Source organism: Paramicrobacterium agarici (assembly GCF_002563955.1).
In the GTDB taxonomy this organism is placed as follows: domain Bacteria; phylum Actinomycetota; class Actinomycetes; order Actinomycetales; family Microbacteriaceae; genus Paramicrobacterium; species Paramicrobacterium agarici.
In genome coordinates, this window is the sequence record NZ_PDJE01000001.1 from 1571096 (window position 1) to 1596847 (window position 25752).

A 25752-nucleotide genomic window follows, 5' to 3' on the forward strand; every position below is an offset into this window, starting at 1 on the left:
GAGAGTAGGCGAGGCCTCTGACAGAAGTAGCGGCCGCGACTCAGGGACGCGTCGCGTCGAGTGCAGCCGGCGGCGTCCACGTACGACCGTAGGCTGCCGCGATCGCCTGGTCGAGCTCGACGATCTCAAACTCGAAGCCGGAGTCCTCAAGCTTCTGCGGAATCACCGGTTGGTCAGCAAGCAGCATGTCGTCTGCAGCCACGCCGAGACCAGCGCGCATGAGGGGTGCGGCGATCCGCAGCCAGCTGGGCCTGCGAAGTTGGCGAGCGACAGCATCCGCTACGTCTGACTGCGTGTTGAGGGCGGGTGCAACGATGTTCACAGGGCCCGACACATCGACGGTCAGGATATGCTCGATCGCACGCGCCTCATCGGTCAGCGCCACCCAGGGCCAGCGCTGTGCGCCGGACCCGAAGGTCGGCGACACGTCGAAACGCGCGGCGAGGGTCAGCGGCGTCAGTGCCCCCATGGGGCCGAGTACAACTCCGGAGCGCAACAGCACGACACGCGTCGATTCCCGTGCCGGTGCCGTGGCTGCCTCCCACTCGGCGACCGCGTCGGCGAGAAACCCCGTGCCCTGCGCCGATTCTTCATCAAACGGGTCAAGAGCCGGGCCACGACCGTAGTATCCGACCGCCGACGCGTTGGCCCAGACGGTCGGTGGATGCTGCGACGCCGCGATCGCGGTCGCCATCGCGCTGGTGCTGCGCACGCGGCTCGACAGGATCTCGCGCCGGTAGGCGGCGGACCACGGGAGCCGCGACAGGCTCGCGCCCGAGAGTGAAATGACAGCATCCGCCCATTCGATCTGGCCGGAGGGAACGGTGCCGGAGCTGGGGTCCCACTGCACCTCAAGGCTGTGCCGGGGCGGGCGACGCACTAGAAGACGCACCTCGTGGCCCATGTCGCGCACACGCATGCGCACGGCCGTTCCGATCATGCCGCTGGCGCCCGAGAGCAGAACCCGCATTGTCATACGGCATCGTAGGCATGCGTGCGTGTGAATGGGGTGTGCACCGTGATGGATGCTGTGCGACGGTGCGAACCGAAGCAAGCGCCGAGACTAAGCCGCGATTCGCGCGAGCGCAAGCCTCTGACGAGGTTCGCCGGCAGAAACTACGGTGAACAGCACCGGCGCCGATTCGTGCCGCCGGTCGTTGCAGTCCAGATCATCACAGGTCGCAAGGGAGGAACCCGCCATGACGAACGACCAGCTGACTTTTCAGAACCCCGTAACCCGGTATCCGAAGATTGAGCCGCCGAAGCAGGACCAGCCGGAGCCGGGACTCGACGCCGATTTGAAACCGCACGCCGACCACGGCGAAGACACATACCGGGGCACCGGCCGGCTTGAGGGGCGCAAGGCGCTCATCACCGGAGGCGATTCCGGGATCGGAGCATCGGTTGCCATCGCGTTCGCGCGCGAGGGCGCGGATGTCGCGATTGCGTACCTGCCCTCAGAAGAGGAAGACTCTCAGCGCATTGCCGATCTGATTACGAAGGAAGGCAAGAAGGCCGTTGCTCTGCCCACGGACGTGAGCAGCGCCCAGAACTGCCGCGACCTCGTCGAGGCAGCGGTCGACGAACTCGGCGGGCTCGACATTCTGGTGAACAACGCGGGAAAGCAGATCGCACAGGAGTCGATCGAAGACATCTCCGACGAGCAGTTCGACGAGACGTTCAAGACGAACATCTATGCGATGTTCTGGACGGTGAAGGCAGCACTCACGCACCTGCAGCCGGGATCGTCGATTATCAACACCACGTCGGTGAATGCCTACCTGCCGTCGCCGACACTTCTCGATTACGCAACGACGAAGGGCGCGATCAACAACTTCACGAAGGGACTGTCGCAACAGCTCGCCTCACGCGGCATCCGTGTGAATGCCGTGGCGCCCGGGCCGTTCTGGACGCCGTTGCAGGTGTCGGACGGACAGCCGAAAGACAAGTTGCCGAAGTTCGGCACAGACACGCCCATCGGACGTGCCGGTCAGCCGACGGAGCTCGCGCCCGCCTACGTGTTTCTCGCGTCGAGTGAGTCGAGTTACGTGATGGGCGAAACGCTCAACGTCAACGGCGGAATGCCCACTCCGTAAGGCAGCGCGGCACCGTTTGCACGATAACCAGAGGAGAGATCGCACATGAGCATGGAAGATATTCGCACAGTCGCCGGTCTGGTGAAGAAGGCAAAGATTGCGCTGCTCACGACGCGCACGACCGAGGGGAAGCTCGTGAGCAGACCCCTTGCTGTTCAGGAGGTCGAATTTGACGGAGACTTGTGGTTCTTCAGCAAGGACCCGTCGCACAAGACCGAGCAGATTTCGCGCGATCCGCAGGTGAACGTGGCCATGCAGGCCGGTATGACCGACTACGTTTCGATCTCTGGTCATGCGGAAGTCGTGCATGACCGGTCCCGCGTTGACGAGTATTGGTCACCTGCGGTCGAGGCGTTCTTTCCCAGCGGCAAGGACGACCCCGAGTTGAGCCTCGTTGTGGTCCACGCCGATACGGCCGAGTACTGGAAGAGCGATGACCCGACGGTGGTGACCATGTTCAAGCTGGCGAAGTCGTCGGTGACCGGCGAGCATCCGGATGCCGGCACGAACAAGACGCTCGATCTTTAACCATGGGTGCGAGAACTCAGTCGACGAACTGAACTCAGCGGCGGGTTGCAGGGGTGCAGTGCGATTCTCATCAAGCTGTGCAGACGGCATCGCGCTACGCAGATTTGATGCTGCCGAAGGCCGCGAGCGCTTCTCGTCTGCTCTGTGCGAGGTCAACGATTGGCACGGGCCGGCTGGCTGAGAGGTACTCCGGTGCCCAGGTGCCCACGTATGCATTCTCGGCGTCGAACTTCTTTCGCTGAAGCTCGGGGTTGAAGACGCGGAAGTAGGGAGCTGCATCTGCTCCCGAACCCGCGATCCATTGCCAGTTGAATGGATTGCTGGCGGGATCAGCATCGACGAGGGTGTCCCAGAACCAGCGCTCGCCGTGCCGCCAGTCGACGAGCAGGTTCTTGACGAGGAACGATGCGGTGACCATGCGCACTCTGTTGTGCATCGTTCCCGTGTGCCACAACTCCCGCATGCCCGCGTCGACGATGGCAAAACCCGTCTCTCCGCGCTGCCACGCCGTGAGGTGCCTTTGGTTGAGGGGCGGCCACGGGAAGTCATCGAACTGGGCTCGAAGATTGCGTGTGGCTAACTGCGGAAAATGAAACAGCGTGTGCCATGCGAACTCTCGCCACCCGAGCTCCATCATGAATGCGGATACCGATTCTTGAGGCGCCAGCGTACTCGGGGACGTTGCAACCGCGTTCCAGACCGTGTGCGGGCTGATTTCACCCCAGCGCAAATGGGGCGACAAGCGTGATGTCTGTGACTCGCCTGGTACATCGCGGCCGATGTTGTAATCCGCAAGCTCCGCATCAAGAAATCCGGCGAGTCGATCGGCAGCGGCCTGTTCTCCCACGGACCAGTTCGCTCGGAGCGGTGCTGCCCAGTCGGGGTTCGAGGGGCGCAACTCCCAATGCGCCAACACGTCGCCGTCGACATCGCCATGTGCTGCACGCTGAAACCGTGGTCGTGGCAGCGGCGGGCGGGGGTGCTGGTGCTCGCGGAACGCGCGCCAGAACGGCGTGAATACGGAGTACGGTGTGCCTGCACGAGTCAGGAGTTTCCACGGGTCGTGAAGGAGCGAGGCGCTGAAGGAGGCGCACACGACACTCTCAGCTTGGAGATGCTTCTTGATGTCTGCGTCAATGCGGCGTTCTGCCGCACCATAACGACGATTCCAGAAGACAGCTCCCGCCGAGATATCGGCGGCGACAGCGGGAACGATTTCGTCAGCACGCCCTCGCCGGAGTACAAACGTTGCGCCGGCTGCTTCTACGTCAGAAGCCAGGGACTCAAGGCTGCCGTGTAACCACCATTTCGCCGCGCCGCCGAGCGGACGCACGTCTGGAGAGATCTCGTCGAGCACGAAGAGCACCACAACCGGCCGTTCTCGTTGTGCGGCGGCGTCGAGAGCCGGGTTGTCGTTCAGGCGCAAATCATCGCGGAGCCAGACAAGACTGGGGTGCATCTCACCACTCACGGTTTGAGCCCGGACACGGCGCAGCGTGCCCCAGCGCGAGCGCTGGCACAGCATCCGGGGCGGCAGACATCGAACCATGGGCCCAGCGCTGTGAGGGCGGGCCGCCCGGTGGGGGGTGTGCCGTCAATGCGCTCCTCGATGAGGTCGGCGAGGCCGCTGACAAACGCGGGGTGCGTGCCGGGAGTCGCGACACGGATCATCGCTAGGCCGTGCGCGTCGGCTGTCTTCCGTGCTTCGTTGTCGAGATCCCACATCACCTCCATATGGTCGCTGACGAATCCGATCGGAACGACAACGACAGCGCGACGGCTCGACGCCAGCTCGGCAATAGCGTCGTTGACGTCGGGTTCGAGCCATGGCGTCGACGGGGCGCCCGAACGGGATTGGTAAACCAGCTTCCATTCAGCGGGAGCGTCAGCTTCGTTGCAGCCGCTCCGCCGGCTGCTGACCGCGCGCATCACAACGTCGGCTATCGCCCGATGCTGTGCCTCATAGGCACCGCCGGCCCCGAGATCCAGATCGCGGGGCCCCGAGTTCTGCGCGTCAGCGCTCGGGATCGAGTGCGTGACGAAAAGCACCTCGATGTCGCGGGTGAGATCGAGGCCATCGCTCTCGAGACTGCGGAGTGCAGCATCGACACCATCGACGAAAGGCTCGACGAAACCCGGATGGTCAAAATACTGGCGCACTTTGTCGATGGTCACGCGGTCGACGGCATCGGCGTGACGAAGGGCCTCCCACAAATCTTCGCGATACTGCCGGCAGCTCGAGTACGACGAGAACGCGCTTGTGACAGTCGCGAGAAGGGACGTCGCGCCTCTGGCGTCAGCATCAGCGATCGCTTCGTGCAGATAGGGAGCCCAATTGCGATTTCCCCAGAACACCGGAAGGTCGATGCCGCGCGAGGCCAGTTCCTTCTGGAGCGCTGCCTTGAGCTCTCGGTTGTGGGTATTGATCGGGCTGACGCCGTTGTAGTGGTGGTAATGCTCGGCAACCTCGGTGAGGCGCTCGTCGGGAATGCCGCGGCCCTTCGTGACATTGCGCAGGAACGGCATGACGTCGGCTGGGCCTTCGGGGCCTCCGAAACCGACGAGCAGAATTCCGTCGTATCGCGACGGTTCGTCGACATGCGGTGTGCCGGAGGAAGCAGCAGGGCTGGCATTCAGGACTTGTGTCATTTCTCTTTTTCTCTCGCTTGGTAAAAGATATGCTTAGCTTACATTCCAGCGAACCGTCAGCAAGGAGGACACTGAGATGAACCGTTCTGCCGCTCACGACTCCGCACACTCGCAGGAATCTCGTGCGCCTTCGGGCGGTCTCTCGGACCGGCGTCCACGGGGCAGTGACCGCGTTCGACAGATCGTTGTTCTGGTTCTCGCGGTGCTTGCAATCGCGGGCGCAGCGATCGGGTCGGGTGCGTTCGGCGGAACACAGATTCAGGATGCTGCCGGAGGTGCTCTTGACTCTGATTCCACGCTGATCGCACCCGCCGGTCCTGCCTTCAGCATCTGGTCGGTGATCTACCTCGGTCTTCTGGCTTACGCCGTGTGGCAGCTGTTCCCGAATCAGGCGGGTCGCAGCGTGCACCGTCGCGTTGGGTATCTCATCGCGGTTTCGATGCTTCTCAACGCGGCGTGGATCGGCGTTGTGCAGCTCGGTCTTCTCGGAGGCTCGGTCGCGGTCATCGTCGCGCTGCTCGCTGTACTCTGCGCTGTGTTCGCCGTACTGCAGAAAACACCGCGGCAGGCGGGTTCCCGGGGTGCTGCTGTTGCCGAAGCGATCATTCTCGATGGCACCATGGGCCTCTACCTCGGCTGGGTGACAATTGCGACTGCCGCGAATATCGCTGCATGGCTGAGTGCGCTCGGCTTCACGGGCTGGGGCGTTCGTCCTCAGGTGTGGGGTGTTATCGTCGTTGCCGTGGCTGGCCTCATCGGTGTCGCAACGGCGGTCGGCGACCGTGGGCGGCTCGCCCCGGCGCTCGCCCTCGCGTGGGGGCTCGGCTGGCTCGCCTTCGGGCGTCTCGGGGGAGAACCCGTCTCGGTAAGCGTGGGGACTGCAGCCGTCGTCGCCGTGGTCGTTGTCGTGGTCGCGACCCTCATCGTGCGAATCGTCGCTGAGCGAGCACCGGAGCGTGCAGCGGGCTGAGCACCGGGTCAGTCCCGCGACACGACGGCTGCGTGCTCGGCTTCGCGCAGGATGCTTCTGGCCATTCCCGTGAAGATCACACCGTGGAACGGCAGCAGGACAAGCCAGTACAAGCGGCCGAGAAGTCCCCGGGGGAAATAGACGGCACGCTGACGGTAGCGACTGCCGTCCTCGATGGGGGAGACGCCGAGCTCGAGCCAGCCGCGGCCCGGCATCCGCATCTCTGCGCGCAGGCGCAGCATCCGTCCCCTCTCGACAGATTCGACGCGCCACACATCAATGACATCGCCCGTGTTCACTCGAGAAGGGTGGCGGCGGCCGCGGCGCATTCCCACTCCACCGGACAGCCGATCGATTGCGCCTCGCAGTGCCCACGCGAGTGGGAATGAATACCAGCCATTGCGGCCGCCGATCGCCTCAATGACCCGCCACACGTCGGCGGCCGACGCCGTGCTCGTTCGTGTTCTGAGATCCGTGAAGACCGTGTGCCCTGCCCATTCTGGGTCGCTCGGCAGCGGATCGCTCGGCGCGCCGGGAATCGTCGCGCTCTGCCAGCTCGTCTCAACTTCGCCCTCCGCTTCACGCCGCAGTGCGAGCCGCACCGCGCTGCGGTACGGGAGCAATCCCTCTGCGGGCGGTGGAATATAGCGATCGATCGCCCGGTCGGCGACGACGCACTCGTGTTGCAGCGAGGCGATGATCGGAACGGCGATCTGGCGCGGTACGGGGGTGACGACGTTGACCCACTGGGAGGCGAGCCACGGAGTGAAGACCGGAAGCGAGGCAATCGGGCGCTGGGGAAGCCCGGCTTCGATCGCGTATCCGTTCATCATCTGCCCGTAACGCAGCACGTCCGGGCCCCCGACGTCGAATGCGCGATTGAGCCTCTCTGGGAGCGATACCGCCTTGACGAGGTACCGCAAGACGTCACGGATAGCGATGGGCTGGACCCGGTTACGCACCCAGCGCGGCGCGGGCATATACGGAAGCACGTCTGTCAGGTGGCGGATCATCTCGAACGATGCCGAGCCTGAGCCGATGATGATGCCCGCCTGCAGAACGATGGCGGGCACCGGACTCGATAAGAAGATGTCCCCCACGGCGACGCGCGACGCGAGATGCTTTGAGAGTGAAGCGGTGCGGGGGTGCAGACCGCCCAGGTACACGATTCGGCTCACCTCGTTTCGTGCCGCCGCGTCAGCGAAGATCTCAGCCGAGCGCTTCTCTGTGGCAGCGAAGTCTGAACCCGCGGCCATCGAGTGCACGAGGTAGAACGCGACGTCGATCCCTCCAAGCGCCCGGGACGTTGTCTCGGTGTCCGTGAGATCGCCTGTCTCGACACGCACCTCGTCTCTCCAGGGGACATCGCGGAGCTTCCACTCAGACCGAACGAACACCGTAACGTCATGTCCTGCGGCGAGCAGCTGAGGTACCAGTCGCCCGCCCACATATCCAGTCGCACCCGTGACGAGAACGCGTGTCATGCGAACATCCCCCGCATCGTGCAGACGATAAGCAGGATCGTGATCCCGAAACCGACCGCGTAGTTGATCATGAGAAATCGCCGCCATGCTCGATTGCTTGACTCCGCCGTATCGTCCGTGATGCTGAGGTACGGAGCAACGGCGAGAAGGTAGGGAACCGCGCCGAGGGCTGCGAGGTTGGCGGGCCAGGGTGCAGCCAGCATGAGCAGGCCGGCGACGCCCCAGAGAGCGAACGCAAGGCGCACAGTCGTCGCCGCCCCGAAAACCGTGGCGATCGAGCCGATACCGGCGGCACGGTCGGGACCGATGTCCTGAACAGCGCCGAACGCGTGGCTCGCCATTCCCCACAGAAAGAAGGCAAGCATCGCGAGAGCGAGCGGAACGGTCATCGTCGTTCCAGCCAGCGCGATGCCGAAGAGCGCAGGGGTGACGAAATGCGTGCTCGACGTGACCGAGTCCAGAACCGGAATCTCCTTAAAGCGCAGGCCCCGAACAGAGTAGGCGAGCACGGCGAAGAGACTGACCGCCAGAACGGCAAGAGAGAGCGGATGCTGTAAGCCGAACATCGCGAGAACCACGATGAATGGTGCCGCCGCTACGCCCGCAGCCACGAGCGTCGTGCGGTGCAACCCGGGTGGCAGTTTCGCGCCTTCCGCGCCGCCCTTTCGTGGATTCGCCAGGTCAGATTCGTAGTCGAAGACGTCGTTGATGCCATACATGGCCAGGTTGTACGGCACGAGAAAGAAGAGGGTGCCGACAATAAGCGCAGCGTCCACGCGCCCGGTACCCAGAACGTAGGCCGCCGCAAAGGGGTATGCCGTATTGATCCAGCTGAGCGGCCGAGACGTGATGAGAAGCGTGCGCAGCGTTGCTGTGGTCTTAGATGTCGGCGTCACGGTCTCTTCTTTCGGGCGAAATCAGGCTGCTCAGTCCTGCGATGAATAGTGAGCCGGCCAGGGGGTACAGCAGATCTTCGGCAGGAATCAGGCCGATGCGGAGTCCGGAGATCTGAGACGTGCCGTAGTCGAAGAACCCGGCGGCCATCATGATGTTGTCGAAGATGAGGGTCAGGGCAACGAGGGCTGACACAGTGATCGCCCACGAGGCGAGGTAGCGTCCACCGCATCCTGTTCGATGTGCTCGCACACCGCCGACGGCGAATATGCCGACGGCGACGATCGAGAACGGGACGGACATGAGGCTGTAGGTCACTTGCGCTCCCGGCGGGCGAGTAAGCGCGTGCTTCCGCTCAGCATGACCAGCGTGAGGTAGCTGAGGAACACGAGGAAGATGAGCTCCTCGACAGGAAAATGCGGAGCGAGAAGGATGCCCGTTGCCCACTGTGACTCTGTGTGGCGGAAGACTCCGAGGGCGATACCGGCGACGTCCCAGACGGCGAAGAACGCGACGGAAACGATGATGATCGCGGCGGATCGCGCCGGGGATCGCCAGAGGGCGAGCCGGAATCGCCAGTCGAGAAGGCCGATGCACGTCAGGCTCACGAGCAGGCAGCCGGCGTATATCGCGATCACGACACCTCCAGCGGACCAGGCGAAGTGTCGCCCCTCACATTCTTAAGCACAAGCTCAGCACTGATGAGGCACATCGGCAAGCCGACACCGGGCACCGTTGTCGCGCCGGCATAGTAAAGACCGCTGACGCGGCGTGACGCTGTGACGCCGCGCAAAAATGCGCTCTGGCGCAGAGTGTGCGCGGGACCGAGCGCGCTCCCGCGAAAGCTGTTGTACTGCTGCTCGAAGTCGGCGGGGCCGACCGTCTTTCGCAGCACAATGCGCTCAGCAAGGTCAGGAATGTTCGCCCACGTCGAGATCTGAGCGATAGCACGATCGGCGATCTCCGCGACGCGCTCATCTGCAGCCATGTCGCGTCCGCCATGACCGATCGACGTGTCGGCGGGAAGCGGCACGAGCACGAAGAGCGATTCATGCCCCGGAGGTGCGACATCGTCTGTCGCGCTGGGTTTGCAGACGTAGAGTGACGCGGGATCGGGGACGCGCTGTCGTGACCCGAAGATCGCATCGAAGTTCTGGTGCCAGTCCCGAGCGAAGAACAGACTGTGGTGCGGCAGCTGCGGGATCTCGCCCTCGACGCCGAGCATCAGCAGAACGGCGCTCGGTCCGGTCACTTGCCTGCGCCACCTTGAGGCGGGGTACGACCGCGCGGCGGCGTCAAGCAGGATCTGTTCGGTGTGATGCTCATCGATGGCCGAGACGACGGTGCTCGCAGGGATCCGGAACGTGCGACCGTCGAGAACGTATTCGACTGCTCGAGCCTCACCGGCCTGTGTCTCGATGGAGACGACGTCGGTGTTGGTGCGCATGTCGACGCCGTGTGCTCGCGCCAGGTCCACGAGGCTCTCGACGACGCGCGTGAAACCTCCGCTCGGGTAGCGGACACCATCGACGAGGTCGAGGTGACTCATGAGGTGGTACAGCGCGGGCGCCTCAAAGGGTGATGTGCCGAGGAAGACTGCCGGGTATCCGAGGACCTGCCTCAGGCGGTTGTCGGCAAAGCGCCGTGCGATGAATGCCCACAGTGACCGCGTGAGCAAGGGCAGCACGGCAGGCGCGGCGGTCAGCACGCGACGTGACAACAGCCCACGCCAGGAGGCGAAAGGATTGTAGAGGAACGAATCGACAGCAGCGTGATACGCGCGCGATGCAGACGCTAGATAGCGGCGAAGCCGGCGACCAGCACCGGGCTCGATGGACTCGAACAGAGCCGCTGCCGATTCGGGTCCCGAACGAACATCGAAGGACGAGCTGTGTGCGATGCCGTCGGGTTCTGGAAAGACTCGATAGGCCGGATGAAGACTGACAAGGTCGAACTGCTCGCGGGTTGACGTGCCCATGAGCCGGTAGAAGTGCTCGAAGACCTCAGGCATGAGATACCACGAGGGTCCTGTATCGAAGGTGAATCCTTGATGCCGCCATACGCCTGCGCGGCCTCCGAAATGCTCTGATCGCTCGAGGAGTGTGACCTGGTGGCCGTCACGCGCGAGCAGGCATGCGGTCGCGAGACCGCTCACCCCACCGCCAATGACGACGGCACGCCGTGACGTCACTTCGCTGCCTTCATCGCGAGCGCCCGGGCCAGAATCGCCGCTTTCACCGTTGTGGGAACGCTCACGCGGCGCTTCTCGATGACCAGAGCCGGAGTTGCTTCGATCTGATCAGTGAGCTGGACGAACAGAGACCGGGCGGCCCATACGGCGGCGCGGCAGCCGGGAGCGAGGAGAGGAATCGTGGCATCGGCGATCTGCAGATCCGATCGGATCGAGGCGACGGCATCGGCCTTCGACGTGTCCGTGAGGCGATGACGCGTTCCCGCGAAGTACGCGCGTCCGAGTCCGTCGTGGTCGCGACCGTAGTCCCGCAAGAAGTTGATCTTCTGAAAAGCGGCGCCCAGTGCGCGTGCCCCATCGACGAGGCGCTCTCTCTCGATGGCGGAACGCTCGCGCCCCGCTTCGAAAACGCGGAGGCACATGAGCCCGACAACCTCGGCAGAGCCGTAGATGTACTCTGCGAGCTCGCTGACATCGTATTCACGCTGGTCAAGATCGCAGCGCATGGAGGCGAAGAACGGACGGCACAGGTCCATAGTGATGCTGTGGCGCCGGGCGGTGAAGGCGAAGGCATGAACGATGAGGTTCGTGCTGTAGCCGATTGCGAGCGCGCGCTCGGTTTCCTGTTCCAGCTCGTCAAGAAGAAGTCGCTGTGTCGAGCTGTCGACGCCGGCGCTCGTTGCCGGGCCATCGACGAGCTCGTCGGCAACGCGAACCAGTGCATAGATGTTCTCGATATGCGGGCGGGCGCGGGCATCAAGCAGGCGACAGGCCCACCCGAACGAGGTCGAGTACTGGCGGATGACGACCGAGGCGCTCGCGTGCGACGTGGTGTTGTAGAGGTGAAGTTCGGAGTCTTTCACGAGCGCCTCGTGCGGCAGTATGTCGCGAGAGCTGTCAGCCTGCTGCGGAGATGCTCCGGAAGCTTGGTGTCGGCAATGAGCTCGTGCACGCGGTCGCACCGATCCGCGATGAGCGCCTCCACCAGATCGAGCGCACCCGATGCGACGATAATCTCTCTCAGCCTCTCGCTGTCGGCTACGGTCAGGTGTGGCGCGCCGAACACCTCGGCAACGTCGTTCCACCTTTGGTGTGCGCGGGCAAACGCAATCAGCAGAGTCTCCTTGCCTTCACGCAGGTCGCTCAGCGTCGATTTACCGATGGTTTCTTCGTCGCCGAACACGCCGAGCACGTCATCGCGAAGCTGATAGATCACGCCAAGATGCGTGCCGATGTCCGCGAGACGCTCGTGAACGTTGATGTCGACACCGGCCAGAGCAGCAGCCAGCAGGAGAGGCGCCTGAAAGGAGTACGCGGCAGTCTTGTGCTCCATCATCGCGAGCACGTCGTACGAGCTCGCATCATCGATGTGCATGCTGAGCCAGACATCGGCATGCTCGCCTGCCGCGCTGACGAAGAGGGCCTCGTCGAATATTTCCAGGACGGAGCGGCGCGTCTCGTCATCAACGTCGAGCTGAGCGATCAGCGAGTGCGCCGCTGTCAGCATAAGGTCGCCCGCGAGCAGTGATGACGCTTCACCCCAGTTTTGTGCCCGGGTTCGCAACGCTCCGCGGGCAACGGCATCCGCGGAGAAACGACCCGTGATGTTCAGCTCGCCTCGTCTCACATCGTCGCTGTCGATGACATCGTCGTGGATGACCAGTGCGACGTGCAGAAGCTCGATGGCGCAGGCAGCGTCGAGGGCGACGGCATCCAGCTGCCCGCCGAATGCGTGGTATCCGTCGAGGAGCAGCCGCGGGCGAAGCTTCTTGCCGCGCATCACGATGTCGGCGATGGCGTCCCAGAGCTGAACGTATGGCTGGCTGAAACGGGCTGCGCGGCGACGTCGTTCGGCGATCACCTCGGCAAGCCGAGCATCGAGCTCGAGATCGACCGCGGGAGCCTCAATGGCAGACGTGCGCATGCGGTCCTCCTGGTGCCGTCGTCAATTTCGTTAGCTAAGCGAGAGTTCAACGTATCATGCGAAATGTATGATTGTCATCGTGCCAGAGGGAAAGAACGACGCGGATCCGAGCATCCGCTATTTCGCGGCCGATCCATCGCTCGTTGACACGTCCCAGCTCTCATCGGCCGATGTCGAACAGTGCATCGAGGTGATGGAAGCCGTTCGTCAATGGCGTGAGGCAGACCGTGCCCTCACCGAAGCCTCCCGACGGTATATGCGTCTGAATGATACGGATATGCGTGCAATTCGCTTTGTCATCCGGCGGCAGGAGCAGGGGAGCCTGCCGACTCCCAAAGACATCGGCCGCGAAGTCGGCATCTCGAGCGCGTCGACGACGAAGCTCGTGGATCGTCTCGTCGCCGGAGGACACGTCGTGCGCGTTCCGCATCCGAACGATCGGAGGACGACGTGCATAACGGTTACCTCATCGACAAGGCGCGCCGCCCGAGAGACGGTGGGGCGCCAGCACGCGCGGCGTTTTGCCGTTGCCGCCGCGCTCAGCGCACCAGACCGTGCCACCGTCGTGCGCTTTCTGACCGATCTCGCTGCTGCCGATGTACCGACAGGCGCTCTCGCGAACATTGAACAGGCGGATGCGCAAGCGCTTGATTCTGACTGAAGAGCAATGCACACTCACACATGATGAGTGTGGTGCTGGCTGACAGCTTCCACGTTTCGTGGGTGCAACGTCCTTGGTGACTGTTCTCGATTGCTGTCGGCGTGGGAAGAGAGGATCGTAAAGTGGCGGCAGCGAAGCCGGATGATGCAGTCCCTCAATCTGGCGGTCAGGGCGAGACGATTGTCGGTGGCAATGACTGGACTGGGCATCGCGGGATCCAGCGCTTGAGGTCGTTGGCACGACGGCCAGAGACATCCACGGAATTGCTTCAGATTCTGAAGAGCGTGGTGGCAGCCACGGCCGCGTGGTGGATATCGCTTAACGTGCTGAACTCGGCACTGCCATTCCTCGCTCCGTGGACGGCGCTCCTGACCGTCCACGCGACCGTCTACAGATCGTTGTCGCGCGGAGTGCAGACCACCGTCTCGTCGGCTATCGGCGTTGCCCTGTCATTCGTTATCGGCAACTACCTCGGCGTGCACCTCTGGACGTTCGCGCTGGCACTCTTCGTCGGCCTCGTGGGCGCGCGTCTGTCGTGGATACGTGATGAGGGTGTGGCAATTGCGACGACCGCCATCTTTGTGCTTGGCAGTGGGTTCAGCGACCAGGAGCCCTTGCTGCTCAACCGGCTGGTTGAAGTCGGTCTCGGTGTCGCCATTGGCGTCGCTGTCAATCTCGTCGTCATTCCTCCGCTCCGAGAGCAACAAGCGGCGCGCTACGTCGACAGCATCAACCGGCGCATGGGAACGGTCCTTGAAAGCATGGCGGACGAGTTCTCGGCGTCGTGGGACACCGATCGCGCTGATGCCTGGTTCGACGAGGCGCAGGCCATGAGCGACGAACTGCAGTCCGCATGGCAGACGGTGAAGTTTGCGCGCGAAAGCCGTCGGGGCAACCCTCGACGCGGAATACGCCGGATCGCGCAATGGTCGAAGCAAGGGGGAGGAACGACGGGCAAGAACCACCGGCCCAGCTACGAGAACATCCTTTCTCGCGTTGACGAAGGGGTCTCTCATCTTCTGCACCTGACGCGCACGCTCCAAGAAGGTACCTATGCCTCCGGAGAATGGGATGAGCAGTTTCGGGAGGGGTGGGTCGCGATTGCTCGCGACGCGGGCCGGGCGATTGCCGATCCCGACGCCGACGTCGAACCGATTGCCGATCGGCTCGCCGAGCTCACGGCCGCACTCTCCGACGACCACTCACTGCCCACGAGCACGTGGCCGATCTACGGTTCGCTCATCTCGAGCTTGAACCACATTGTCACGATCGTCGACGACGTTGCCTCTGCTCGATACGCGCGCGACCAGTGACGCGTTCATCGAGCTGTCGCCCGATCCGGCGGAGCAGGTCATCGGATTCGTTCGCTGGCAACCCCCTTCAGCCCACGACCGCGCACACCTAGCGTGTGCGGTGAATCCAACGACGAAGGAGGACGTGATGCCTATTCGAGAAATGGTCGAGAGCTACCCGAAAGACCGCGGCGGAATCGACCGAGATGCGCTCGTCGCGTGCATTGAGGCGTGCTTGGAGTGCACGCAGAGCTGTACCGCCTGCGCCGACGCGTGCCTGAGCGAAGACGGCGTCGCAGAGTTGCGCACGTGCATTCGCAGCAATCTCGATTGCTCAGACATCTGCGCGACGACGGCGAACGTGCTCTCGCGGCATACGGGCTACGACGCAAACCTCACGCGAAGCGTGCTCGATGCATGCCGCGTGGCGTGCCGCAGCTGCGGCGACGAATGCGGCCAGCACGCCGAGATGCACGACCACTGCCGCGTCTGCGCCGAGACGTGCCGTCGATGCGAGCAGGCGTGCGCGAGACTCATCGACTCGCTGTGAGAGTTTCGGATGCTAGGCGTCGCCGCCCAGCATCCGGCTCCCATACTCGTTGCCCACGTGTCGAATGCGATGCCCGCTGCCTCAAGTGTGGAGAAGATCGGCGCTCGCATTTACATGTCAACCCCCTCAACGGATGCTGTGCAGAGAAGTTAGCGTTCAGGAAAACGACAGGAGGTACACGATGTCTGCAGTCGATTCACCACGGTTCGAGGTCGGATACGCCAAATCAGCGGTTCAGATCGTCGCGCTCATCTACGGGATCGTTTTTCTCGCCGTCGGCATTCTGGGATTCATTCCCGGTATCACGACGGGGTACGACCAACTCATGTTCGCCGGTCACATGTCGGGCGCGATGCTGCTCGGGATCTTCCAGGTCTCGGTACTGCACAACATCGTTCACCTCTTGTACGGCGTCGTGGGGCTCATCTGCACGCGTCGAATACTCGCCGCCCGCCAGTACCTGATCTGGGGCGGGATCATCTACGCTGCCCTGTGGATCTATGGTCTCGTTGTGAGCGAGGAGTCGATGGCCAACTTCGTGCCGCTCAACGATGCCGATGACTGGCTGCACTTCGCGCTCGCGGTCACGATGATCCTGCTCGGGATCTTCACGCCGCCGAAGCGGGCTCGCACGGTGCGCGAGTAGCAGCGGCACGGCCCACATGAGAGTCGCGATCGTTGGGGCATCGGGCAATGCCGGCACTGCGATCCTCGAGCGCATCACCGAGAGCGCCGAGGAGACGGAGGTCGTCGGCATTGCCCGACGCATGCCCGATGACACTGTCGCCCCCTACCGAGCGGCACGGTGGCGGTCCATCGACATCTCAGCATCCCTTGCAGCGCACCGGCTCGCCGACGCGTTCGAGGGCTGCGACGTCGTGGTGCACTTGGCCTGGCTGCTGCAGCCGAATCACGACGAACGCGTCATGCGGCGCACGAACATCGACGGAACGAGAGCCGTGCTTCGCGCCGTCGAGCGCGCCGGTGTCCGCCATCTTGTGGTTGCGTCATCGCTCGCGGCTTATAGCCCAGGTGTCAAGAGCCCGCGAGTGACGGAGGATGCCGAGGCGCGCGGCATTTCCGGCTCGCACTACGGCCGCATGAAGGGAGAGCAGGAGGCTCTTCTCGATATTTTCGAGCGGCACCACGCCGGCGTCACCGTCGCACGCGTGCGCCCTGGCCTGATCTTCTCGGCAGAAGCCGGCACCGAGATCGGGCGCTACTTCATCGGGCCGTGGATTCCGAAGCGCCTGCTCACAGCTGTTCCTCTTGTGCCGCTGCCCGCCAGCTTTGTGTTTCAGGCCGTGCACGCGCACGATGTCGGCGACGCGTACTGGCGCATCGTCCAGCAGGGTGCCGGCGGCGCATTCAACGTCGCCGCCGAGCCCGTTCTCACTCCCGATCTGCTGGCGCGAGCACTCGGCGCCCGACGCATCCCGATGCCGTCGCGGGTACTCCGGGTGGTGGTGCACATCCTCTGGAGCGCGCGTCTTCTCGCCGCGGACCCTGGATGGGTCGACCTTGCGCGCAAGACTCCGGTTATGAGCACGCAGCGCGCTCGCACCGAGCTCGGGTGGTCTACGCGTCACGACTCGACCGAGGCGCTCGCGAGGGTCATTCGCGGGGTCGTCGAGGGCGACGGCCGTCAAGGATCGCCGTTGCTGAAACCCCGGCGCTGGCCGTGGCAGCGGCTCTAAGGTCACGCCGCAGACGAACGCCCGGCCGGTTGGGATACGGGTCCGGCCGGGCGCTCTTCAACGAGCAGAGCTAGTGATGATGCTCGTTGAGGTGCGACATCGACGGCTGATCACCACTTGGATGCTGAGCCGCTGACATCGCGGGAACCGCGATGAAGGGAAGCATCACGGCCCCGGCGACGAGCGCCGCGGTGAACATCCACGGTCTCGCCGGGCTCGAGACACGACGCGATAGGCGCACGGATGCTGCCAGCGACAGCGCCGCCGTGAAATTGAGCGCTGCCGCGGCCAGCATCGGGCCCACGGGCAGGGGAGTCTCGGCACCGAGCAGGCCGTCAGCGAAGACGAAGACGGCCCACACGATCAGTGGAGCGCTCGAGAGCCCGATCAGCCGCACGCTCGGCACGAGTCGCCCCGAGAGCACGCCGATCGAGAATGCGAGCTCCGCCGTCGCCAGCACCGCAAGGCCAGCAAGTAATGGCGTCGCCTGCGCTGGCGCAACGGCAAAGTGCACGAGACCGGCGCCGAGAAGCGTCAACCCCGACACGGCCCGAGCAATAGGTCGGTCGCCTGCGCTCGAGTCGGCAGCCTGAGTCGACACGGTGCGGCCGCGGGGAGCAGCCGGTGCAGAAGCGGTATTCATGCCAACCTCCTCTTCTCTGCAGCGCAAACAGCGCGGCGTGCACTATGCGAGCTGACTCTTTGTCGCTGTCGCTTTGTCAGCGCCAAGACCTATCCCAAGCAGGACGACAGCGCTGCCCAGGTGCAGGAAGTGGTCGGGCACGTTGAGCGCGAGCACGTTCACGGGACCGGAGACGAAGAAGCCGACGATGCCGAGCAGCAGGTAGGCGGCTCCGATCACGATGTTCGTCGTCTTTGCCGCCGGTGCGTTCGACAGCCCGGCAATGAGCAGGGCGGCACCGATAAGCAGATGCGCAACGTTGTGCAGCGGGTTCACCATGAAGATTCCGAGCAGCAGCCCGCCCTCGTTTGAGATGAACCCCACGCCTCCCGTGACGGCGAAGCCGAGCAGCCCGACGAGCAGGTAGACGGCGCCGAAGATGGTGGCGAGCAGACGGTTCGGTGACGATTTCATTGTGTGCCTCCTTTGTCGTGCACGGCTGTGGCGTGCATGAGGGGGTTCGGAGACCGCGCCGAAACGGATTGGACGACACCGAAAATCGTCGGCGCAAGCCCCTGCCCGTACGCTCGCGCTGGCCGTAGCCTCGGAAATCACGCGAGGTGAGGAGAAGACCATGGCATCGGCGCCGCGCAAAGGGCAGCCCCGGTTTATCCGCGGCATCGCGCCAGGAGTGCACCGGCTCGAGCACGCGTACGTGAACTGCTACATTCTCGAGGGACGCGACGGAGTCACGATCGTCGACGCTGCGTTTCCCAGCAGCTGGCCGCACGTTTCGCTTGCGCTCGACAGCATTGGCCGCGCGTTCTCAGACGTGCGCGCGCTCGTGCTCACCCATGCGCACTTCGACCATCTCGGCATCGCCCACCGGCTCGCTCGCGAGTACGCGGTTCCGGCGGCGGTTCACCCCGACGATCATCGAATCGCGCAGCATCCCTATGCCTATGCGCGCGAGCGCACGCCCTTTCTCTACCCGCTGCGGTACCCGAAGGCGATTCCGATTCTCGCCGCCATGACCTTTGCCGGCGCCATCACGGTGAAGGGGACGAACGCTCTCGAGTCGCTGCCCTCACAAGGCCCCCTTGACGTTCCCGGGTCGCCCGAAGTCATCTTCACGCCCGGGCACACAATGGGACACTGTGCGCTGAGACTTCCCGACAGCGGCGCGCTCATCAGCGGCGACGCGCTCGTCACTCTCGACCCCTACAAGGGAACACGCGGCCCGCAGATCATCGCAGGCGCGGCAACGGCCGATTCTGCGCAGGCGCTCGCCTCGCTCGACGCGCTCGTCGCGACGGAGGCCGAACTCGTGCTGCCCCGGACACGGAGAGCCGTGGCGCGACGGCATCCGCTCTGCTGTCGACGCCGCACGCGCCGTCGGGCGAACCTGACGAGCGCACCCGCAAGAGGTCGCGCGCGGGCGCGCGTACCGCACGTCACATAGAGACCGGGGAATATGGCCCCTGCGTAGAATGGGTCGTTGGGCCCTGACTGCAACCCCCGGGAGTTACTACGTGAGCCTTATTGTTCAGAAGTTCGGCGGTTCGTCCGTTTCGGATGCTGAGAGCATCAAGCGCGTTGCGAAGCGCATCGTCGACACGCGCAAAGCGGGCAACGACGTTGTCGTTGCCGTGTCGGCCATGGGCGACACGACAGACGAGCTGATTGACCTCGCCAATGAGGTGACACCGCTTCCGCCTCCGCGAGAGATGGACATGCTGCTGTCGTCGGGAGAGCGCATCTCGATGTCGCTGCTCGCGATGGCGATCAAGAGCATGGGGTACGAGGCGCGGTCGTTCACCGGTATGCAGGCGGGAATGATCACCGACGGGCAGCACGGCTCCGCGCGCATCGTCGACGTGACCCCCGTGCGCATTCGTGAGGCGCTCGACGACGGCGCCATTTCGATTGTCGCCGGATTTCAGGGGTTCAATCTCGACACGAGCGAGATCACGACTCTCGGCCGCGGTGGTTCCGACACCACCGCGGTGGCGCTAGCGGCCGCGCTCGGCGCCGACGTCTGTGAGATCTACACCGACGTCGACGGCATCTTCACCATGGACCCGCGCGTGGTTCCGCTTGCGCGCAAGATCGACGTGATCACGGCCGAGGAGATGCTTGAGCTTGCAGCATCCGGGGCTAAAGTCCTGTACATCCGGGCCGTCGAATACGCGCGCCGCCACGGCGTGACCCTGCGCGTTCGCTCCAGCTTTACCAACGACGAGGGCACACTCGTCATCAATCCGAAGGAAGGCGACTCCATGGAACAGCCGATCGTCACCGGAATCGCAACAGACCTCAGCGAGGCCAAGATCACCATCGTCGGAATCCCCGACGTGCCCGGAAAGGCCGCGCAGATCTTCAACCTCGTCGCCAAGACCGACGCCAACGTCGACATGATCGTGCAGAACGTGTCTGCTGCCGCGACGGGTCTCACCGACATTTCGTTCACGCTGCCCAAGGACCAGGCGCAGAACGTGCTGCAGTCCCTGCGCTCCGAGCAGGAGACCATCGGCTACACCGCGCTGCAGCACGACGATCAGATCGGCAAGCTCGCCCTCGTGGGTGCGGGCATGCGCGCGAACTCGGGCGTCTCGGCGAAGCTCTTCGAGGCGCTGTACGAGAACGACATCAACATTGACATGATCTCCACCAGTGAGATTCGCATTTCGGTCGTCACGCGCGCCGACACCCTCGAGAAGGCCGCGCGCGTTGTGCACACGGCCTTCGGCCTGGACTCCGACCACGTTGCCGTCGTGCACGCGGGCACGGGCCGCTGAGCGCAGACCACGATCGACAATCACCTGAATAAGGGAGAGATATGACCCAGGAACTCCGCATCGGCATCGTCGGCGCGACCGGCCAGGTCGGCACCGTCATGCGCACACTTCTCGAAGAGCGCGAGTTTCCCATCAGCGAGATCCGGTTCTTCGCCACATCGCGCAGCGCCGGCAGCACTATTCGCTTCCGCGACGCGGACTACGAGGTCGAAGACGTCGCCATCGCCGATCCCACCGGACTCGATATCGCACTGTTCTCGGCCGGGGCAACGGGATCGCGCGCGCACGCGCCGCGCTTTGCCGAGGCCGGCGCCACCGTTATCGACAACTCGAGCGCCTGGCGCATGGACCCCGAGGTTCCGCTCATCGTGAGCGAGGTGAACCCCGAGGCCATCGACGACGCCCAGAAGGGCATCATCGCCAACCCCAACTGCACGACGATGGCCGCGATGCCCGTCATGAAGGCGCTGCACGAAGCGGCCGGTCTTGAGCGCCTCATTGTGAGCACCTACCAGGCCGTCTCGGGTTCCGGTCTCGCCGGGGCCATGGAGCTGGCGAGTCAGGTGCGCACCGCCGTGCAAGACGAGAACCTGCTGCAGCTCGTGCACGACGGTCACGCTGTCGCGATGCCCGACCCCGTCAAGTACGTCAAGCCGATTGCGTTCGACGTCGTGCCGATGGCCGGCTCGATCGTCGAAGACGGCGAGCTCGAGACCGACGAAGAGAAGAAGCTGCGCAACGAGAGCCGCAAGATCCTCAACCTTCCAGGTCTTCGCGTCGCCGGCACGTGCGTGCGCGTTCCCGTCTTCACGGGACACTCGCTCGCGATCAACGCCGAGTTCGCCAACGACATCACGCCCGAACGCGCCGCCGAGGTGCTGGCTGCGGCGCCCGGCGTCGAGCTGACCGATGTGCCGACCCCGCTGGATGCTGCCGGAAACGACCCATCGTATGTGGGACGCATCCGCGCTGACCAGTCCGCACCCGAGGGCAAGGGTCTCGTGCTTTTCATCACGAACGACAACCTGCGCAAGGGCGCCGCGCTCAATGCGGTGCAGATCGCCGAGGTCATCGCCGCAAAGAAGGTCGCCGCGGCCTAGCGCCGCTGCGAGTGACACGATGCCGCGGTAGCGCGTCTCGGTCGTCGGCTAGAGCTTCTGGGTCGATCTTTGGCAGAAGTTGACGTTCTGAGGCTCCTTTTCCTGATCTGAAGGTGACAAGATTGTTCAGAGCCAAGAAGGAGTCCGGGCACGACCATGAGTTCGAGCGTCATCAGCGAGAGCGAGCCACATCTCACTGTTGACCCTCAAAGGCTCGAGCGACTCTGCGCAGACCTTGACGGCGACACGGAAGCGGTCACCGGTTTCATCAGCGCGTTCGTGCGCATGTGGCCCGCGCGTCTTGATCGAGTGCGCGGCGCCGTGCATCGTAACGACGTTGAAGCGATTCTCGATTCTGCCCTGAGCATCCGGTCGTCGAGCGGCATGATCGGAGCGGCGCAGCTTGGCGCCGTCGCAGTCGACGTCGAACGGTGCGGGCGCCGCGGCGATGTCACCGGGGCACACGCGCTGATCCCGCGGCTCTCGACAGCGGGCAGCGCCACGGTCACCGTTCTCTCGGAGATGCTCGTAGCCGGTCGCTACTGAGAGTGAGTCGCGGCCGTCAGGCGGTACCCGACACCGCGAACCGTGAGAATCCAGCGCGGGCGCGCCGCGTCTTCGCCAATCTTGCGTCGAAGATTGCCAATGTGCACCTCGAGCGCACGCCTGTCAGCGTCGCTTACGTAGCTGTCATAGGCGTCGTGATCGTCTCGGATGCTGCGCACCAGTTCATCCTTCGAGGTCACTCGTGAGCGATTTCGCAGCAGTGCGGTGAGCAGGTCGAACTCCGTGCGGGTGGTGGGCGTGAGCTGCCCATCGACGTGCACCGTACGCTCGTCGACCCGCACGACCAGTCCATTGTGCGTGAGAGTTTCGATCTCATCGGAAGCCGTCGCTTGTGATGGCGGGGACACGAGTGCGTCGCGCCGCCGCATGATCGCGGCGACCCGTGCCCGGAGCTCGCGTGGGCGGAACGGCTTCGTGAGGTAGTCATCGGCCCCGGCCTCGAGGCCCATCAGCACGTCGGCCTCGTCGGCGCGTGCGGTCAGCATGATGATGTGCGCATCGCTGAACGTGCGAAGTCTGCGGGTAGTCTCGAGGCCGTCGATGCCCGGGAGACCGACATCGAGAGTGATGACCGATGGCCCGGTTGATCGTGCAAGCTCGACACCTGCAGTACCGTCGGCAGCTCGTGACACCGTGAACCCGGCTCCGCTCAGCGACGATGTGAGCAGCATGGCGATATCATCATCGTCTTCGATGACAAGCGCATGACGGTTGTCCACAGCGCGCCCCTCTCGCGTGCTTAGCCTGGCGGTACTACTCTAACGGCCCGGCCGCAGGCGCTGCGCGACGGAGCCCTGTCTTCTCCGGTAAGAATGCGGCACAGCAACGGTGTTGCAGCGAATTCCCCGATAACCTCAGGCTATGAGCTCCCGGACCCGTCGCATGTACCGTCTCGGCATCCGCCGGTCGGTGTTCTTGTCGCAGCTTGTGATGGGCTCGTGCGTGCTCGCGCTCGTTGTTCTGCTTCTTGTTCTGAATGTGGGCGTATTCGCGCAGTACACGTTCTTCTCGGGCGTCGTGCTCATCTTTGCACTGACAGCCTGTGGCGCCGTCGTCGACTGGTCGCGGCTTCCTCTCTGGACCATTGTCATCGTTCCGGTTCTCGACATCGTGGCCGTCACTCTCATGCGCATTGGTCAGCCCTCACTTGCCGTCGCATTCTTCTACATTCTTCCCGTGATCTGGCTCGCCTCATACTTCGATCGCTGGGGAGCGCTCCTGGGGGCTGGGCTGTCGAGCGCGCTGTATATCACTGTGACGACTTCCGAGACGAGTTCGTTCGGAACCACAGATGTTCCGCGTATTCTCGTGGTCCCCATCACCCTCGCCCTTGTCGCGGTCTCGACGTATCGTGCCGCTGCGCGCAACCGCGCCCAGCGAGTAATTCTCGATCGGCAGTCGGGGCTGCTTGAAACGGCACTTGAGCGGTCGAAGAAAGGCGAGCGGCTTCTCGACGAAGTACTTGACACCTTGCCCTTCGGAGTTGTTCGCATGAACGACTCCGCGCGCGTTGAGTTCGCGAATCGCGCCTACCGGTCGTGGGTCGCCCGGCAAACAGCGCCGGTCCCCGGGGACATCGGGTACCGCGTGTATGCGGCCGACGCGCGCACCGTCCTTCCCGAGCATGAGCGTCCATTTGTGCGTGCGGCGCGGGGAGAAGAGTTCGGCGAGTCCGTCGTATGGATGGGGGAACCGGAGTCCGAGGTACGCCGGGCGTATGCGGTGGCCGGGCAGCGAGTCGACGTCACTGACGACTCCACGGGCGTCGTGGTTGTCGCGCGCGATGTCACGACGGAGCTGGAAGCGGTGAAAGCCCGGGACGACCTCATGGCGTCAGTTACGCATGAACTCAAGAATCCGCTCACGTCGGTCGCTGGTTTTGTCGAGCTCGCCCTCGAGGATCCGGAGCTGTCGGACGTCACCCGCCGGCAGCTCGAGGTCGTGCTGAAGAGCAGTGATCGCATGCTCAGCCTCGTCACCGATCTGCTCGAGGCCTCCCGAGCCCGAGCGGTGGGCTTCACCCTGTCGCGGGCGCCGATGGATCTCGCCGACATCGTGCGCGATGCTGTCGAAGCTGCCCGCGCACGGTCCGGCGACGTTGAGCTGCGGCTCGGCAATCTTGATGATGCTCCCATGATCGCCGACGCCTTCCGGCTCCGGCAGGTCGTCGACAACCTCGTCTCCAACGCCATGAAGTACAACCGTGCCAATGGAAGCGTGACGGTGACCATTCACGCAACGAGCGACGACGTAAAGCTGGCGGTGAGTGACACCGGCGTCGGGCTCACCGAGAGCGAAATGACGCAGCTGTTCACCCAGTATTACCGGGCACCCTCGACACGTAACGTGGGCGGTACGGGGTTGGGGCTGAACATCAGCCGCGAGATCGCCAGGCAGCACGGAGGCGATATTTCGGTGCACAGCGTTCCGGGCGAGGGCTCGACGTTCACGGTTCACCTGCCACGCAGCGGCAACGAGGGGGAAGAACGATGATCGACACCGTCACCATCCTGATCATGAGCGGACTGCTCACGATCGTCTGCGCGGTGATCTTCGTGCTCAACAGCGCATTCGGCCGTCAAGACAAGGTGGCGCTGTTCTGGAGTTCCGCGCTGGTGTTCGCGATCATGTCGTCTCTGTCGTTCGCCGTCTACGGCGTGAATTCCAACCAATGGTGGGCGAACTCTGTCGGAAACGCAGCCATCGTTGCCGCGATGGGGTGCGTGTGGATGGGCGTGCGTTCCTTCAACTCACGCTACTCTCGCGCATGGATCGTCTTCGGTGCGGGAGGTGTCGCCTTCGTTGCCACGTTTCTTGACTCACCGGTCGAGAATGAGTGGGCGGGGGCGCCGGTCTCGTGGGTCGGAGTGGCAGTGTTCATGGCCCTGGCAGCCGCCGAATGCGTGAGAGGGCGGTTGAAGCGCAGCATCAACAGCAGCATCCTCGCCGTCGTCGTTGGTGCCGAGGCCCTGTTCTACCTGGGCCGTCTCGTCGTCTTTCTCGCGTATGGTCCCGAGTCACCGGTGTTCGCCGACTGGTTCGGTACGGGGCCCACCACCGGTCTGGCGATTCTGCTCGTGGTGGCCGGCACATTGTCGATATCTTTGCTGAGACTTGAACGCGCGAACAACTTTGCCGAGGCAGGCCTCTTCACCGACCCCGGGTTTTCTCGCGAGGGTGTGCTCGACTGGGCGCACTTCACGCGAGGCGGCTCTGACCGCGTCGTGCGTGCGGGCATGCACGACATGAGCAGTGGAGTGGTCATGCTCACCATCGACAGCCTTGACGAGATCAACACGGCGTTTGGAAGAGACGTCGGTGATCGGGCGATCAATGTTCTCGCCGACGTGTTGCGCGAGACGATGCCGCCGACGTCGATCATCGGGCGCAAGAGCGCGGGCACGTTCGGAGTGGTGACGACGATGCATGAGCCTGACGAGTCGGTGGCGACGATCGCTGCGCTGCACAATGCCCTCGTGGCCCGATCGTTCGACAAGCGCGCGAATCTTCGTCTTACGGTGAGCATCGGCGTCGCGACGGCAAGTGCACCGGATGCTGCCTGGCAGCAGCTCTTCGACGATGCCAGCGCGCGTCGTGACGAAGCCCAGGCTCGTGGCGGCAATCTTGTGCTCGACGGACGTGCGTGACGCGCACGGGCCGATTCCGGCGGCTTGGCACATTCTTGTGAATTTCTTTGGCGAGAGGCAGGGCCCTCTGCCTTCTGGCTTG

The 25752-nt window shown here is 63.9% G+C and carries 27 protein-coding genes; 14 read left to right on the forward strand and 13 right to left on the reverse strand.

Going from position 1 to position 25752, the window contains the following annotated elements; genetic code table 11:
• Positions 1-40: 40 nt before the first annotated feature.
• A complete protein-coding gene (locus ATJ78_RS07720) occupies positions 41-976 on the reverse strand; it encodes a TIGR01777 family oxidoreductase (RefSeq protein ID WP_098407060.1) in 936 nt (311 codons plus the stop codon).
• A gap of 223 nt (positions 977-1199) precedes the next feature.
• On the opposite strand from ATJ78_RS07720, the gene ATJ78_RS07725 reads away from it, so the two are divergent.
• Positions 1200-2096: a glucose 1-dehydrogenase gene (locus ATJ78_RS07725; protein ID WP_098407061.1), complete on the forward strand. Its 897-nt coding sequence runs from the start codon at positions 1200-1202 to the stop codon at positions 2094-2096.
• A 45-nt stretch (positions 2097-2141) separates the two neighbouring features.
• Positions 2142-2624 carry a pyridoxamine 5'-phosphate oxidase family protein gene (locus ATJ78_RS07730; RefSeq protein WP_098407062.1) on the forward strand — a complete coding sequence of 161 codons (483 nt, stop codon included), beginning with the start codon at positions 2142-2144 and terminating at the stop codon, positions 2622-2624.
• A 94-nt stretch (positions 2625-2718) separates the two neighbouring features.
• Here ATJ78_RS07730 and ATJ78_RS07735 read toward each other — a convergent pair whose 3' ends face one another.
• Both ATJ78_RS07735 and ATJ78_RS07740 read right to left on the reverse strand, forming a co-directional pair.
• Positions 2719-4083: a cryptochrome/photolyase family protein gene (locus ATJ78_RS07735; protein ID WP_098409279.1), complete on the reverse strand. Its 1365-nt coding sequence runs from the start codon at positions 4081-4083 to the stop codon at positions 2719-2721.
• A gap of 8 nt (positions 4084-4091) precedes the next feature.
• A complete protein-coding gene (locus tag ATJ78_RS07740) occupies positions 4092-5273 on the reverse strand; it encodes a ferrochelatase (RefSeq protein WP_098407063.1) in 1182 nt (393 codons plus the stop codon).
• A gap of 76 nt (positions 5274-5349) precedes the next feature.
• Between ATJ78_RS07740 and ATJ78_RS07745 the strand changes: the two genes are divergently transcribed.
• The gene (locus ATJ78_RS07745; protein WP_098407064.1) at positions 5350-6243 is read left to right on the forward strand and encodes a TspO/MBR family protein; all 894 of its coding nucleotides are present in this window, start codon (positions 5350-5352) and stop codon (positions 6241-6243) included.
• A gap of 8 nt (positions 6244-6251) precedes the next feature.
• Here ATJ78_RS07745 and ATJ78_RS07750 read toward each other — a convergent pair whose 3' ends face one another.
• The 7 genes from ATJ78_RS07750 to ATJ78_RS07780 are packed head-to-tail and all read right to left on the reverse strand — an operon-like array spanning position 6252 to position 12736.
• The gene (locus ATJ78_RS07750) at positions 6252-7727 is read right to left on the reverse strand and encodes an SDR family oxidoreductase (protein ID WP_098407065.1); all 1476 of its coding nucleotides are present in this window, start codon (positions 7725-7727) and stop codon (positions 6252-6254) included.
• A complete protein-coding gene (locus tag ATJ78_RS07755; protein WP_098407066.1) occupies positions 7724-8623 on the reverse strand; it encodes a prenyltransferase in 900 nt (299 codons plus the stop codon). Before ATJ78_RS07755 ends, ATJ78_RS07750 begins: the two co-directional genes overlap by 4 nt.
• The gene (locus ATJ78_RS07760) at positions 8607-8939 is read right to left on the reverse strand and encodes a lycopene cyclase domain-containing protein (protein ID WP_098407067.1); all 333 of its coding nucleotides are present in this window, start codon (positions 8937-8939) and stop codon (positions 8607-8609) included. Before ATJ78_RS07760 ends, ATJ78_RS07755 begins: the two co-directional genes overlap by 17 nt.
• The gene (locus ATJ78_RS07765) at positions 8936-9259 is read right to left on the reverse strand and encodes a lycopene cyclase domain-containing protein (protein WP_098407068.1); all 324 of its coding nucleotides are present in this window, start codon (positions 9257-9259) and stop codon (positions 8936-8938) included. The genes ATJ78_RS07760 and ATJ78_RS07765 overlap by 4 nt, the downstream gene beginning before the upstream one ends.
• Positions 9256-10812 carry a phytoene desaturase family protein gene (gene crtI / locus ATJ78_RS07770; RefSeq protein ID WP_098407069.1) on the reverse strand — a complete coding sequence of 519 codons (1557 nt, stop codon included), beginning with the start codon at positions 10810-10812 and terminating at the stop codon, positions 9256-9258. Before crtI ends, ATJ78_RS07765 begins: the two co-directional genes overlap by 4 nt.
• The gene (locus tag ATJ78_RS07775) at positions 10809-11675 is read right to left on the reverse strand and encodes a phytoene/squalene synthase family protein (RefSeq protein WP_098407070.1); all 867 of its coding nucleotides are present in this window, start codon (positions 11673-11675) and stop codon (positions 10809-10811) included. The genes crtI and ATJ78_RS07775 overlap by 4 nt, the downstream gene beginning before the upstream one ends.
• Positions 11672-12736, reverse strand: coding sequence for a polyprenyl synthetase family protein (locus tag ATJ78_RS07780; RefSeq protein WP_098407071.1), 1065 nt, complete (start codon positions 12734-12736; stop codon positions 11672-11674). Before ATJ78_RS07780 ends, ATJ78_RS07775 begins: the two co-directional genes overlap by 4 nt.
• Before the next feature lie 67 nt (positions 12737-12803).
• On the opposite strand from ATJ78_RS07780, the gene ATJ78_RS07785 reads away from it, so the two are divergent.
• From ATJ78_RS07785 to ATJ78_RS07805, 5 genes are all read left to right on the forward strand, one after another.
• Entirely contained in the window at positions 12804-13397 is a 594-nt protein-coding gene (locus tag ATJ78_RS07785) for a MarR family winged helix-turn-helix transcriptional regulator (RefSeq protein WP_098407072.1), read from the forward strand.
• A gap of 263 nt (positions 13398-13660) precedes the next feature.
• Entirely contained in the window at positions 13661-14710 is a 1050-nt protein-coding gene (locus ATJ78_RS07790; RefSeq protein WP_281253373.1) for an FUSC family protein, read from the forward strand.
• 127 nt (positions 14711-14837) lie between these two features.
• Positions 14838-15239, forward strand: a complete 402-nt coding sequence (locus ATJ78_RS07795; protein ID WP_098409281.1) for a four-helix bundle copper-binding protein — start codon at positions 14838-14840, stop codon at positions 15237-15239.
• A 181-nt stretch (positions 15240-15420) separates the two neighbouring features.
• The gene (locus ATJ78_RS07800; protein WP_098407073.1) at positions 15421-15885 is read left to right on the forward strand and encodes a DUF4383 domain-containing protein; all 465 of its coding nucleotides are present in this window, start codon (positions 15421-15423) and stop codon (positions 15883-15885) included.
• Positions 15886-15901: 16 nt separating this feature from the next.
• Positions 15902-16936 carry an NAD-dependent epimerase/dehydratase family protein gene (locus tag ATJ78_RS07805; protein WP_098407074.1) on the forward strand — a complete coding sequence of 345 codons (1035 nt, stop codon included), beginning with the start codon at positions 15902-15904 and terminating at the stop codon, positions 16934-16936.
• Positions 16937-17006: 70 nt separating this feature from the next.
• On the opposite strand, the gene ATJ78_RS07810 is transcribed toward ATJ78_RS07805, so the two are convergent.
• Positions 17007-17579, reverse strand: coding sequence for a hypothetical protein (locus ATJ78_RS07810; protein WP_098407075.1), 573 nt, complete (start codon positions 17577-17579; stop codon positions 17007-17009).
• Between the two features lie 42 nt (positions 17580-17621).
• Positions 17622-18032, reverse strand: a complete 411-nt coding sequence (locus tag ATJ78_RS07815) for a DUF4383 domain-containing protein (RefSeq protein WP_098407076.1) — start codon at positions 18030-18032, stop codon at positions 17622-17624.
• Between the two features lie 160 nt (positions 18033-18192).
• Here ATJ78_RS07815 and ATJ78_RS07820 point away from each other — a divergent pair, with 160 nt between their 5' ends.
• The 4 genes from ATJ78_RS07820 to ATJ78_RS07835 all read left to right on the forward strand — a co-directional run bounded on the left by ATJ78_RS07820 (position 18193) and on the right by ATJ78_RS07835 (position 22002).
• Complete coding sequence (locus tag ATJ78_RS07820; protein WP_342744785.1) at positions 18193-19020, forward strand: MBL fold metallo-hydrolase; 828 nt, start codon at positions 18193-18195, stop codon at positions 19018-19020.
• A 70-nt stretch (positions 19021-19090) separates the two neighbouring features.
• Positions 19091-20356 (forward strand): aspartate kinase, encoded by a 1266-nt coding sequence (locus ATJ78_RS07825; RefSeq protein ID WP_098407077.1) that lies wholly within the window; start codon positions 19091-19093, stop codon positions 20354-20356.
• A 41-nt stretch (positions 20357-20397) separates the two neighbouring features.
• Entirely contained in the window at positions 20398-21456 is a 1059-nt protein-coding gene (locus tag ATJ78_RS07830) for an aspartate-semialdehyde dehydrogenase (protein WP_098407078.1), read from the forward strand.
• 156 nt (positions 21457-21612) lie between these two features.
• Positions 21613-22002 (forward strand): Hpt domain-containing protein, encoded by a 390-nt coding sequence (locus tag ATJ78_RS07835; protein WP_098407079.1) that lies wholly within the window; start codon positions 21613-21615, stop codon positions 22000-22002.
• On the opposite strand, the gene ATJ78_RS07840 is transcribed toward ATJ78_RS07835, so the two are convergent.
• Positions 21996-22742: a response regulator transcription factor gene (locus ATJ78_RS07840; RefSeq protein ID WP_281253374.1), complete on the reverse strand. Its 747-nt coding sequence runs from the start codon at positions 22740-22742 to the stop codon at positions 21996-21998. The two genes, ATJ78_RS07835 and ATJ78_RS07840, sit on opposite strands and share 7 nt — an antisense overlap.
• 142 nt (positions 22743-22884) lie before the next feature.
• On the opposite strand from ATJ78_RS07840, the gene ATJ78_RS07845 reads away from it, so the two are divergent.
• Positions 22885-24516 carry a sensor histidine kinase gene (locus tag ATJ78_RS07845; protein WP_098407080.1) on the forward strand — a complete coding sequence of 544 codons (1632 nt, stop codon included), beginning with the start codon at positions 22885-22887 and terminating at the stop codon, positions 24514-24516.
• On the forward strand, positions 24513-25670 hold the full coding sequence (locus ATJ78_RS07850) for a GGDEF domain-containing protein (protein WP_098407081.1): 1158 nt from the start codon (positions 24513-24515) through the stop codon (positions 25668-25670). Before ATJ78_RS07845 ends, ATJ78_RS07850 begins: the two co-directional genes overlap by 4 nt.
• The last annotated feature ends 82 nt before the right edge of the window (positions 25671-25752 follow it).